The following is an 11,304-nucleotide window of genomic DNA, read 5'->3' as shown; positions in this document are numbered from 1 at the left end:
TCTGGGAAGTGGAATTACAAGGGAAACTGCACGGGATCAGTGCCACTGCGCCATGGCTGCTGCCAGGTGTTCGCGGGCCCGGGACAGCCGTCCCCGTACCGCCTGCGGGCTGATGCGCAGCGCAGCACCGATCTCCGCATAGCTTTGGCCATGGATTTCACGCAGCAGCCAGCAGGCCCGCTGATCCGCAGGAAGCAGGGCGAGGGCCCGCCGCAGCGTCTCCAGTTCCGCCGCCACCTCAGCCGTGTGGTGCGGATCCGATTCCAGGACCGACTCCCGGGCTGCGACGACGGCGGCCGCATCGGCCAGCGGGTCGGCGCCCGGCAGGTCCTGGGGATGGGCAGTGCGGTGCCGAAGGACATCCAGGCACCGGTTGGTGGCCGTGCGGTAGATCCAGCCGCCGAAAGCCTCCTCCCTGGTCAGGGTCGGAAGCATCCGCCAGCCGGCCGCCAGGGTGTCCTGGACGACGTCCTCGGCGTCGCCGCGGTCCCGAAGCATGCGGTAGGCAAGGCGGAACAGCCTGCGCTGGTAAATCGCCACCAGATACTCAAAGGCAGGCAGGTCGCCGTCCCGGGCCCGCGCGACCAGGGCCGCCTCATCGGTATGCCCGTTGTTCCCCGATCGGGTGGGCGGGGAAATCCTGCCGTTGTGCGCCGCCTGCGGCAGCTCGGATCCTGCCATGGTGTCCTGTCCTGTCCGGCAGCGGCCGGACCTGCGCCGATTCTCCCAGAACGGGGACTGTGACGGAATACCGCGGACCGGGCCGGGGGAAAGTTGAGCGAACTTACCGTTCCAGCGTGACGATCCCCGTCCCTGCGCGTCATTACCTCGGTAAGGGGCGTGCGCGGTGCATCCGCAATGAACCATCCGCAATGAACGCAGGAGATGATTCCCATGGCAGATCCGTCAAAGGCAGCGGGGGCAACGTCCGCTACGACCAATCCGCAGGGCACCCAGGGTGTGCAGACGGTGCAGGGCTCCGGCCAGGGGCAGGCGGCCTCCCAGGGGTCACCGCCCGCCGACACCCAGCGCGGGCCGCTGCACACACCCAGGGGCGATACCACCATCGAGGAAACGGTGGTGCAGAAGCTGGCCGGGATGGCCACCCGGGAGGTGCCGGGCGTGTACGCCATGGGCAATGCCGCCCGGCGGGCCTTCAGCTCCATGACCGAACGGATCCCGGGATCCCAGACCAACGTCAGCAACGGCGTCACGGTGGAAAAGGGCGAACGCCAGGCCGCGATCGACGTCAGCATAGTGGTGGAGTACGGCTTCTCGGTGGTGGAGGTAAGCCAGGGCATCCGGCGCAACGTCATCCGGTCGGTGGAAAACGCCACGGGTTTGGAAGTACTGGAGGTGAACGTGAATGTCACCGACGTCCACCTGCCGGAGGAGAACGATGACCAGGACGAGCAGCCGGCCCCCAGCCAGTCCAAGAGCCTGGAGTAAAGGCCGCACAACAACCAAAAGGAGGACTCCATGTCCGCAACGCGGTGGTGTCTGGTAATCGGGCTGGTACTGGGAATAGTGCTGGCCTTCGGTGGTTGGCTGGCCTTCCTGATCACGGTCCTGTTTGGCCTGATCGGACTCCTGGTGGGGTTGGTGGCAGACGGGAAGGTGGACGTTGCGGGAATGCTCGGTAAAGCGTCAAGCCGATGAGCATTCCCTCGGCATCGCCGGGTTTGGCGCGCGATGTCGATGACCGCGGTGAAACCGTCCTGGCCCGGCGGGTGCTTGAGAAAACCGCCAGCCAGGTAGCCCGGGACGAAACCTTTGCGGGCGGCAGCTCGGGCGGATTCCTGGGGATCGGCAGCCGGGGGGACCTATCCGCACGGCCGGACGCCAGTGTGGAACTGGCCGGGAACATCGCGAGCCTGAAGGTCACCGTGGGGCTTCCTTATCCGATGCCCCTGCGCCAGGCAACGGAGCAGCTGCGCCGCCGGATCACCGAACGGGTAACCGAGCTGACCGGAGTCCAGGTGAGGCAGGTGGACATCACGGTTTCCTGGCTCAAGCCCCCTCAGCGGGAGCTACGCGGCCGAAGGAAACTGCAATGAATCCGAAGGTCCCGCCCCCGGTGTCCATGCGCCGCCGCCCCAGCCGTTCCGTTCCCGCAACAATTTCCGCCGTCCTGATGCTGGCCGTCGGCGTGGGACTGGTCTGGGCCGCCGTCGTCCGCCTGGTGCAGGGAAGCTGGCCGGTTTTCGTAACGGAACCGCTGCGCTGGCTCGCCGAGACCGGATGGGACAGCACCCGGGGCTGGACCGGTGCCGTAGTACTGCTGCTGATCGGGCTGGTTCTGCTGTTGTGCGGCATGATCCCCGGAGACTTCTCCGCACTGCCGCTGCGGGCTAAGCCGGTGAATATGCCGGGGATGCCCGGGGCGGGGGAATCCGGCGGGGTGCCGTCGGTCCGGGGAGGGGAAACCGTGGTGATGAGCCGGCGCGCGGTTGCGCGGCTGGCGGCCTCCACGTGCGACCACATTGACGGGGTGGCTTCCGCCTCCGCGACGGCGTCCTCACGCAAAGTCCACCTGGACGTGACGACGGCGCTGCACGGCACCTCCGATGTGCAGCACTGGGTGGTGGACGGCGTGCGTTCACGCCTGGCCGCCACGGGACTGGACCCCGTACCGGAGGTCACGGCCTCCGTCCGGACACGGGACTGATGGGGACCGGCAGCGGAAGGCAGGGGCAATGAGACATCACTCAGGAAGAGCCAACCGGACGTGGCTGATTATCCTCGGCATCCTGTTCCTCGCCGCCGGAGTGGCGGCGGTACTTATCGCCGCGGGAACCCTGGAGCGCCTGATCGGCGGCAGTCCGGGCCGTTCGGACCGGGTGCTGTCCGGCGGGCAGGGGCTCCTGTCGGGTGAGTACGCACCGTGGGGCATGCTGCTGGCCGGGGTGATCCTGGGCATCCTGGGGCTGTGGTGGCTCCTGGCCCAGATTCCCCGTGCCCGTGCGGCGGGAACCTTCCGTCTACAGGAAGATCCGGCGCACGGCGTCACCGTGTGTGATCCGCAGGTGCTGGCCTCTGCCGTCAGCCATGAGACCGAACAGCTGCCCGGAGTGGTGGGCTCCACGGTCCGCCTGCGCGGCACCGCGGACGAACCGGACCTGGCCATGAAGGTCACGGTTAATTCCGATGCGGACGTGCAGGGCGTGATCGCCCGGATCCAGCAGGAGGTGGTGCCGCACCTGGTCTCCGCCCTGGAAGTGCCGCTGAACACCTTCGGACTGGAGATTGACGCCAGCAGTAAAGCCGGCGCCCCGGGAGGCGGCGCCACGGTCAGCTCCCGGGGGACGGTGGTGTACTAGGAGCCCGTCTGCGCGGCGGTGAGCGCCGCGCGCTCGCGGGCGACGTCGTCGTGGTGTGCCGCCACCCGCGCCTGATGCACGGGGGTCCGCCGCAGGACGGCGTAGATGATGCCCAGCAGGATGAACCAGACGGGGGTCACGAGGAGTGCCTGCAGGGTGTCGGCCTTGGTGGTGAGCGTCCAGAGGATAAAGGCGAAGAACGCCAGCACCACGTAGGCCATCACGACGCCGCCGGGCATCTTAAACTTCGACGCCTCATGCAGCTGCGGCCGGCGCCTGCGGTACACCAGGTAGCTGATCAGGATGATGGACCAGACGAACATAAAGCACAGGGCCGAAATGGTGCTCACCAGGGTGAATGCCGCGCTGACGGATTCGCCCGCGTACAGCAGGGCGACGCCGGCCAGCAGGAAGGTGCAGGAGAAGAACAGGGCGTTCTGGGGCACCTTGCGTCGGGAGAGGCGGCCGAACGGCCGGGGTGCGTCGCCCTCCTGCGCCAGGCCGAAAACCATACGCGAAGTGGAATATATCCCGGAATTCGCTGAAGATGCCGCGGAAGTCAGCACTACGAAGTTCACGATGGCTGCGGCGGTGCCGAGCCCGGCCAGGGTGAACATCCCCACGAACGGGCTTTCATCGGCGCTGAATTCGTTCCACGGAATCACGGCCATCAGCACCACCAGGGCGCCTACGTAGAAGAGCAGGATGCGGATCGGAATGGAGTTCACGGCCCGGGGCAGGTTCTTTTCCGGGTCCTTGGTCTCCGCTGCGGTGGTGCCCACGAGTTCAATGCCGACAAACGCAAACACGGCAATCTGGAACCCCGCAACAAAGCCCATGGGGCCGGTGGGGAAGAAGCCGCCGTGTTCCCAGAGGTTTCCGAAGCCGGCGGTGACCCCGTCGCCGTGCGTGAAGCCGGTCAGGATCATTACCAGGCCCACCACGATGAGCGTCAGGATGGCGATGATCTTGATCAGCGCGAACCAGAATTCGGTCTCCCCGAAGGCCTTGACCGTAGGCAGGTTCAGTGCGAGCAGGACCACTATGCAGGTCAGGGCGGGTATCCACAGGGGAGCATTGCCCCACCAGAAGGTGACGTAGTGGGCAATCGCGACCACGTCCGCAATGCCGGTGACCACCCAGCAGAACCAGTAGGTCCAGCCGGTGAAGAAACCTGCCCAGGGGCCCAGCAGGTCTGCGGAGAAGTCGGTGAAGGACTTGTAGTTGAGGTTGGAGAGCAGCAGCTCGCCCATGGCCCGCATCACGAAGAAGAGCATGAAGCCGATGATCGCGTAGACGAAGATCACCGAGGGGCCGGCCGCGGAGATGGTCTTGCCGGACCCCATGAACAGTCCGGTGCCGATGGCACCGCCGATGGCCAGCAGCTGGATGTGCCGGCTGGACAGGGAACGGGCGAGGTGGGGTTCTTCGGCGCTGTTTTGCGGCGCGGTAACAGGGCTGCCGCTTGGTGGGCGGGTCATGCGCTCAGACATTGAAATCCTTCTATTAGGCACCCGCCGGCAGCTCGTCCGCCGTAATCGCCTATGCCGCCCTAAGAGGCGGCCCCTGGATGTTGGCGCCACCGCCGACATTTCAGTTTGGAAGCCGTCGACAGGCCCCGTCAAATTCCCGGGGATGTGACGTTGCAGGTCACACGGGGTGCGGCTGCGTTCCCGGACGCCCGCGGGGCCCCGTGCCCGGGTGTGTTCGAGGGTTGAGGAGGCACCGGGTGCAGGCTAAGGTTGGCTCTGTCACACCAGCAGTTCCAACTGAATATGCCTTTATCAGCCGTGGCGGGAGAGTTCCGCCGGATGCGCATCAGCATCGGCGGGCGCCGTAGGAGCAAACCCTCCCCGGGAATCTCTCAGGCCCCCGTACCGCCACAGCGAGGCAACTCTGGAAAGCAGTCCCGGCCGTGCCGGAGGCTCACCGACGGTGCAAGCGGAAGTACACCCGCGGAATCTCTCAGGTCCAATACAGAGCGGGGAGGAGCCGTCGTCGTCGACGTACCCCCGTCTGCCTTTCCTGGAGCCTCTTATGTCTGTAGAACCGTCCTCCACCTCCACCGCCCCCTCCGCCGCGGCCTTTGCGGACCGGCACATCGGTGCCCGTGCCGATGCCGTCGAGACCATGCTCAAGGCGGTCGGCTACGACTCCCTCGACGGACTGGTGGACATGGCCGTCCCCGCCGCCATCCGCCAGAACTTCCCGCTGGTCCTGGACCCGGCGAAGAGCGAGGAGGAAACCCTCGCGGCCCTGCGCCGAATTGCCGGCAGGAATAAAACGGCCGTCCAGATGATCGGCCAGGGCTACTACGGCACGCACACCCCGCCCGTGATCCTGCGCAACGTGGTGGAGGATCCCGCCTGGTACACCGCCTACACCCCGTACCAGCCCGAAATCTCCCAGGGCCGGCTCGAAGCGCTGCTGAACTTCCAGACCATGGTCCAGGACCTCACCGCGCTGCCCATCGCCAACGCGTCCCTCCTCGATGAAGCCACCGCCGTCGCGGAAGCGGTGCTGTTGATGCGCCGGTCCAACAAGTCAAAGGGCAACGCCGCCGTCGTGCTGGACTCGGAACTGTTCCCGCAGACCATTGCCGTGGTGAAGGGCCGGGCCAAGGCGCTCGGCTTCGATGTCATTGTTGCGGACCTCGGCAACGGCCTGCCCGACGGCGAGCTGGCCGGCGTCGTGCTGCAGCAGCCCGGTGCCTCCGGCGTGGTCCGCGACCAGAGCTCCCTGATTGCCGACGCGAAGGAACGCGGAGCGCTCGTCACGGTCGCCGCCGACCTGCTGGCCATGACCCTCATCACCCCTCCCGGCGAGCAGGGCGCCGACATAGCCGTCGGCTCCGTGCAGCGCTTCGGCGTTCCCCTGTTCTACGGCGGACCACACGCCGCCTACATGGCCGTCCGCAAGGGCCTGGAGCGGTCCCTGCCCGGCCGTCTGGTCGGCGTCTCCAAGGATTCCGCCGGCACCCCCGCCTACCGCCTGGCGCTGCAGACCCGCGAGCAGCACATCCGCCGGGAGAAGGCGACCTCGAATATCTGCACCGCCCAGGCGCTGCTGGCCATTGTGGCCTCCATGTACGCCGTCTACCACGGGCCTGCCGGGCTCACCGCGATTGCCCGCCGCGCCCACGACTCCGCCCGGAGCCTGGCAACCGCGCTGAAAACCGCCGGCGTCGAACTGCTGCACGAGTCCTTCTTCGACACCGTGACCGCCCGCGTCCCCGGCCGCGCCGCCGGGGTCATTGCCGCCGCCGAAGCGAAGGGCATCAACCTGCGCCGCATCGATGCGGACACCGTGGGCATCTCCGCCGACGAAACGACGACGCCGGCCGTCATCGCCGACGTGGCCGCCGTCTTCGGTGCGGCCCCGGCGGAATCCGCGGAAGGCTTCGACCTGCCGGCCGGACTGCTGCGCACCTCGGAGTTCATGACCCACCCGGTGTTCTCCTCCTACCGCTCCGAAACGCAGATGCTGCGTTACCTGCGCCGCCTCTCGGACCGGGACCTGGCCCTGGACCGCACCATGATCCCGCTGGGTTCGTGCACCATGAAGCTGAACGCCACCGCCGAAATGCAGGCAATGACCTGGCCGGAGTTCGCTTCCATCCACCCGTTCGCCCCGGATTCCCAGACCGAGGGCTGGCGGGAACTGATTGCGGACCTGGAAGAGAAACTCGCGGTCATCACCGGCTACGACACCGTCTCCATCCAGCCCAACGCGGGTTCCCAGGGTGAACTGGCCGGCCTGCTGGCCATCCGCGGCTACCACCACTCGCGCGGCGACGTGCAGCGCAACGTCTGCCTGATTCCGGCGTCCGCGCACGGCACCAACGCCGCCTCCGCTGTCCTGGCCGGCATGAAGGTGGTGGTTGTGGCCACCGCCGCTGACGGCGCCATCGACCACGCGGACCTGCGGGCGAAGATCGACGCGAACCGCGGGAACCTCGCCGCCATTATGATCACCTACCCCTCCACCCACGGGGTGTTCGACGACGACGTCCGCGACGTCTGCGAAGCCGTCCACGAGGCCGGTGGCCAGGTCTACATTGACGGCGCCAACCTCAACGCCCTGGTCGGCCTGGCCCAGCCCGGCGAATTCGGCGGCGACGTGTCCCACCTGAACCTGCACAAGACCTTCTGCATCCCGCACGGCGGAGGCGGCCCCGGCGTCGGCCCCGTGGCGGCCAAGGCGCATCTGGCGCCCTTTATGCCCGGTGACGCCGCCACCTGGACCGGAGGCGAGGACATTCCCGTCTCTGCATCCCGGTTCGGCTCCGCCGGCGTGCTGCCCATCTCCTGGGCGTACGTCAGCCTCATGGGCGGCGAGGGCCTGACCAGCGCCACCAAGCATGCGCTGCTGGCAGCGAACTATGTGGCAGCCCGCCTGAACGAATACTTCCCGGTGCTGTACACGGGCAAGGGCGGCCTGGTGGCGCACGAGTGCATCCTGGACCTCCGCGAGTTGACGGCCCGGACCGGTGTCACCGCCGAGGACGTGGCCAAGCGCCTGGTGGACTACGGCTTCCACGCCCCCACGCTGTCCTTCCCGGTGGCCGGCACCCTGATGGTGGAACCCACCGAGTCCGAGGACCTGGGCGAGATGGACCGCTTCATCGACGCCATGATCGCCATCCGCGCAGAAATCGACCAGGTGGCGGCGGGGGATTTCACCCTCGAGGCCAGTCCGCTCCGCAACGCTCCGCACACCGCCGTCGTCGTCGCAGCCAACGAATGGGACCGCGACTACCCGCGCGAACAGGCCGCGTTCCCGCTGCGCAGCCTGCGTATGGACAAGTACTTCCCGCCGGTGGGCCGCATTGACGGCGCCGCCGGAGACCGGAACCTGGTCTGCTCCTGCCCGCCCATCGAAGACTTCGAAAACTAGAAGGAAGACCCCATGACTGAGAAGTACACGGCGCTCTACGAAGCGCACAAACGCCTGGGTGCCTCCTTCACCGATTTCGGCGGCTGGCAGATGCCCCTCAAATACAGCTCCGAGCTGGCCGAACATAAGGCCGTGCGCAGCGCAGCCGGGTTGTTCGACCTCTCCCACATGGGCGAGGTGGAGGTCAGCGGGCCCGACGCCGGGGCGTTCCTGGACTATGCCCTGGTCGGCAAGCTCTCCGCGGTGAAGACCGGACGGGCGAAGTACTCGCTGATCACCAACAACGACGGCGGGATCATCGACGACCTGATCAGCTACCGGCTCGCGGAGGATTCCTATCTGGTGGTGCCCAATGCCGGCAACGCGGACACCGTCGCCGCCGAACTGTCTACCCGCGCCGAGGGCTTCGATGTCACGGTAACCAACGTCTCGGCGGAAACCTCGCTGGTGGCCGTGCAGGGTCCGGCGGCCGAAGCCATCCTGCTGGAACTGGTCCCTGCCGAGCAGGCCGAGGCCGTCACCGGGATGAAGTATTACGCCGCCGCCACCGTGGGCATCCGGGCGGGGGAGCGCACCCTGGACCTGCTCGTGGCCCGCACCGGGTACACCGGCGAGGACGGTTTCGAGATCTACGTCCCCAACGACGACGCCGGGACCCTCTGGTCTGTGCTGCTCGCCGCCGGGGAGGGCCGGGGCCTGATTCCGGCAGGCCTGGCCTGCCGCGATTCGCTCCGCCTGGAGGCCGGGATGCCGCTGTACGGCAACGAACTCACGCTGGACACGGACCCGTACGCCGCCGGCCTGGGACCCGTGGTCGCGCTTTCCAAGGAGGGCAACTTCGTGGGCCGTTCCGCCCTCGAAGCCCGCAAGGCCGCCGGGCCTGCCCGCCGCCTCGTGGGCCTGAAGGGCTCCGGCCGCCGTTCCGCCCGCTCCTCCTACCCGGTGCTCAGCAGCGACGGCGAAACGGTCATCGGAGAAGTCACTTCCGGCGCTCCCAGCCCCACCCTCGGCTTCCCTGTCGCCCTCGCCTACGTGGATGAGGCCTACACGGAACCCGGCACCACCCTCTCAGTGGACCTCCGTGGAAAGCCCGAATCCTTCACGGTTGTCGAGCTTCCGTTCTATAAGCGCAGCAAGCAGTAACGCCAAAGACAAAAGACGCTTTTGGCGGCGGCGCAGGGTCATGTGGTGCGGCAGGCCTGAGAGCGGCTCACGTAAGTGGGTGGATGCTTTGGTGAGGCGATGTAAAGGGTCGGACGCGGGGCATTCTGTGTAGCCCGCATCGCCGAGCGAGGAACGAGCGAGGTGTCTAAGGGCGGCAGAATGCCGCGCTTCCGGCGCCCCGACCTAGACTTTGACCTAGAGAACGAAACAACCAAGACTTCCCGAGAGGCCCAAGATGAGCAAAGTAAACGCAGGACTCCGCTATTCCGCCGAACACGAGTGGGTAGACTCCTCCAGCCCCGTCCGCGTCGGCATTTCCGCCGTCGCTGCAGACGCCCTCGGCGACGTCGTCTACGTTGACCTGCCCGCCGTCGGCGACACGGTCACGGCGGGCGAAACCTGCGGCGAGGTTGAGTCCACGAAGTCCGTCTCGGACCTCTACGCTCCGGTGTCCGGCGAAATCGTGGAGATCAACCAGGAGGCCATCGACAACCCGGCCCTGCTGAACGAGGACCCGTACGGCGCCGGCTGGCTCTTCACCGTGAACGCCACGGCCGAGGGCGCACTGCTCAGTGCCGAGGAATACGCAGAGAAGAACGGCGGTGACCTGTGAGCGATTACCTCAACGATTCCCTGGCGGTAGTCGACCCCGAGGTCGCGGAGCAGATCGATAACGAGCTCCGCCGGCAGCAGCAGGGCCTGGAGATGATCGCCTCCGAGAACCACACCGCGGTTTCCGTCATGGAGGCGCAGGGCTCGGTGCTGACCAACAAGTACGCCGAAGGCTACCCGGGGCGCCGTTACTACGGCGGCTGCGAATTCGTGGACGTCATTGAGCAGCTGGCGATCGACCGGGCCAAGTCCCTGTTCGGCGCGGGCTTCGCCAACGTGCAGCCGCACTCCGGCGCACAGGCCAACGCTTCGGTGATGCACGCCCTGATCCGGCCCGGGGACACCATCCTGGGCCTGTCCCTGGCGCACGGCGGACACCTGACCCACGGCATGAAGATCAACTTCTCCGGCCGGCTCTACAACGTCGTTCCCTACAACGTGTCCGAAGCGGACCACCGCGTGGACATGGCCGAAGTGGAGGCCCTTGCCAAGGAGCACCGGCCCAAGCTGATCGTGGCCGGCTGGTCCGCCTACGCCCGCCAGCTGGACTTCGCCGAGTTCCGCCGCATCGCGGACGAAGTCGGCGCCTACCTCATGGTGGACATGGCCCACTTCGCCGGCCTGGTGGCCGCGGGACTGCACCCCAGCCCCGTGCCGCACGCCCACGTGGTCACCACCACCACGCACAAGACGCTCGCTGGACCGCGCGGCGGCATCATCCTGTCCAACGACGCCGACATTGCCAAGAAGATCAACTCGGCAGTGTTCCCCGGCCAGCAGGGCGGCCCGCTGGAACACGTGATTGCCGGCAAGGCCACCGCCTTCAAGATCGCCGCCACCCCCGAATTCCGGGAACGCCAGGAGCGCACGCTCACCGGCGCACGGATCCTCGCCGAACGCCTGCTGGCCGACGACGTCGCAGCCGCAGGCATCTCGGTGGTCTCCGGCGGCACCGACGTGCACCTGGTGCTCGTTGACCTGCGCAACGCGGCCCTCAACGGCCAGGAGGCCGAAGACCGGCTGGCGCAGATCGACATCACCGTGAACCGCAACGCCGTGCCGTTCGATCCGCGGCCGCCGATGGTGACCTCGGGCCTGCGGATCGGCACCCCCGCCCTGGCCACCCGCGGCTTCGGCGAAGACGCGTTCCGTGAAGTTGCAGACATCATTGCCCAGGCCCTCATCGCACGCGGGGACTCAGACCTGGCGCCCCTGCGCGAGCGCGTCACCGCCCTTGCGCAGGCCCACCCGCTGTACCCGGAGGTGGCGGATCTCGCCGCTGCCCCCGCTGCTGCAAACCGTTAGGAAATAC

General features: G+C 67.3%; 11 protein-coding genes and 1 riboswitch. Of the genes, 9 read left to right on the top strand and 2 right to left on the bottom strand.

The window, feature by feature from the left end:
- Positions 1-36: 36 nt before the first annotated feature.
- Positions 37-681: an RNA polymerase sigma factor gene (locus LOC60_RS04755; RefSeq protein ID WP_230022754.1), complete on the bottom strand. Its 645-nt coding sequence runs from the start codon at positions 679-681 to the stop codon at positions 37-39.
- A 213-nt stretch (positions 682-894) separates the two neighbouring features.
- Here LOC60_RS04755 and LOC60_RS04750 point away from each other — a divergent pair, with 213 nt between their 5' ends.
- From LOC60_RS04750 to LOC60_RS04730, 5 genes are read left to right on the top strand one after another with little or no spacing between them, the layout of a single operon-like run.
- The gene (locus LOC60_RS04750) at positions 895-1,449 is read left to right on the top strand and encodes an Asp23/Gls24 family envelope stress response protein (RefSeq protein WP_230022751.1); all 555 of its coding nucleotides are present in this window, start codon (positions 895-897) and stop codon (positions 1,447-1,449) included.
- A gap of 30 nt (positions 1,450-1,479) precedes the next feature.
- Positions 1,480-1,659, top strand: coding sequence for a hypothetical protein (locus tag LOC60_RS04745; RefSeq protein ID WP_230022748.1), 180 nt, complete (start codon positions 1,480-1,482; stop codon positions 1,657-1,659).
- Entirely contained in the window at positions 1,656-2,057 is a 402-nt protein-coding gene (locus LOC60_RS04740; RefSeq protein ID WP_230022746.1) for an alkaline shock response membrane anchor protein AmaP, read from the top strand. The genes LOC60_RS04745 and LOC60_RS04740 overlap by 4 nt, the downstream gene beginning before the upstream one ends.
- Positions 2,054-2,668 (top strand): DUF6286 domain-containing protein, encoded by a 615-nt coding sequence (locus LOC60_RS04735; protein ID WP_230022745.1) that lies wholly within the window; start codon positions 2,054-2,056, stop codon positions 2,666-2,668. Before LOC60_RS04740 ends, LOC60_RS04735 begins: the two co-directional genes overlap by 4 nt.
- A gap of 28 nt (positions 2,669-2,696) precedes the next feature.
- Entirely contained in the window at positions 2,697-3,320 is a 624-nt protein-coding gene (locus tag LOC60_RS04730; RefSeq protein WP_230022743.1) for a hypothetical protein, read from the top strand.
- Here LOC60_RS04730 and cycA read toward each other — a convergent pair.
- Positions 3,317-4,801, bottom strand: a complete 1,485-nt coding sequence (gene cycA / locus LOC60_RS04725; protein WP_442860373.1) for a D-serine/D-alanine/glycine transporter — start codon at positions 4,799-4,801, stop codon at positions 3,317-3,319. The two genes, LOC60_RS04730 and cycA, sit on opposite strands and share 4 nt — an antisense overlap.
- A gap of 303 nt (positions 4,802-5,104) precedes the next feature.
- A riboswitch (glycine riboswitch) is annotated at positions 5,105-5,210 on the top strand.
- A 147-nt stretch (positions 5,211-5,357) separates the two neighbouring features.
- Here cycA and gcvP point away from each other — a divergent pair.
- The 4 genes from gcvP to glyA all read left to right on the top strand — a co-directional run bounded on the left by gcvP (position 5,358) and on the right by glyA (position 11,297).
- Positions 5,358-8,216 (top strand): aminomethyl-transferring glycine dehydrogenase, encoded by a 2,859-nt coding sequence (gene gcvP / locus LOC60_RS04720; protein ID WP_230022739.1) that lies wholly within the window; start codon positions 5,358-5,360, stop codon positions 8,214-8,216.
- Between the two features lie 12 nt (positions 8,217-8,228).
- Positions 8,229-9,359, top strand: a complete 1,131-nt coding sequence (gcvT, locus tag LOC60_RS04715) for a glycine cleavage system aminomethyltransferase GcvT (protein WP_230022738.1) — start codon at positions 8,229-8,231, stop codon at positions 9,357-9,359.
- 256 nt (positions 9,360-9,615) lie between these two features.
- Entirely contained in the window at positions 9,616-9,993 is a 378-nt protein-coding gene (gene gcvH, locus LOC60_RS04710) for a glycine cleavage system protein GcvH (RefSeq protein WP_230022736.1), read from the top strand.
- Positions 9,990-11,297 carry a serine hydroxymethyltransferase gene (gene glyA, locus LOC60_RS04705; RefSeq protein ID WP_230022733.1) on the top strand — a complete coding sequence of 436 codons (1,308 nt, stop codon included), beginning with the start codon at positions 9,990-9,992 and terminating at the stop codon, positions 11,295-11,297. Before gcvH ends, glyA begins: the two co-directional genes overlap by 4 nt.
- Positions 11,298-11,304 lie beyond the last annotated feature (7 nt).

This window comes from Arthrobacter sp. zg-Y769 (genome assembly GCF_020907405.1).
GTDB lineage: Bacteria > Actinomycetota > Actinomycetes > Actinomycetales > Micrococcaceae > Arthrobacter_B.
The sequence above is the reverse complement of the archived record's forward strand: the minus strand, read 5'-3'. Positions and strand labels throughout refer to the sequence as shown.

What these genes read in the sequence shown, in the direction of transcription:
- cycA (WP_442860373.1), bottom strand. Translation starts at nt 4,801, where the DNA reads ATGACCCGCCCACCAAGCGGCAGCCCTGTTACCGCGCCGCAAAACAGC.
- gcvP (WP_230022739.1), top strand. Translation starts at nt 5,358, where the DNA reads ATGTCTGTAGAACCGTCCTCCACCTCCACCGCCCCCTCCGCCGCGGCC.
- LOC60_RS04735 (WP_230022745.1), top strand. Translation starts at nt 2,054, where the DNA reads ATGAATCCGAAGGTCCCGCCCCCGGTGTCCATGCGCCGCCGCCCCAGC.
- LOC60_RS04745 (WP_230022748.1), top strand. Translation starts at nt 1,480, where the DNA reads ATGTCCGCAACGCGGTGGTGTCTGGTAATCGGGCTGGTACTGGGAATA.
- LOC60_RS04740 (WP_230022746.1), top strand. Translation starts at nt 1,656, where the DNA reads ATGAGCATTCCCTCGGCATCGCCGGGTTTGGCGCGCGATGTCGATGAC.
- LOC60_RS04750 (WP_230022751.1), top strand. Translation starts at nt 895, where the DNA reads ATGGCAGATCCGTCAAAGGCAGCGGGGGCAACGTCCGCTACGACCAAT.
- LOC60_RS04755 (WP_230022754.1), bottom strand. Translation starts at nt 681, where the DNA reads ATGGCAGGATCCGAGCTGCCGCAGGCGGCGCACAACGGCAGGATTTCC.
- LOC60_RS04730 (WP_230022743.1), top strand. Translation starts at nt 2,697, where the DNA reads ATGAGACATCACTCAGGAAGAGCCAACCGGACGTGGCTGATTATCCTC.
- gcvH (WP_230022736.1), top strand. Translation starts at nt 9,616, where the DNA reads ATGAGCAAAGTAAACGCAGGACTCCGCTATTCCGCCGAACACGAGTGG.
- gcvT (WP_230022738.1), top strand. Translation starts at nt 8,229, where the DNA reads ATGACTGAGAAGTACACGGCGCTCTACGAAGCGCACAAACGCCTGGGT.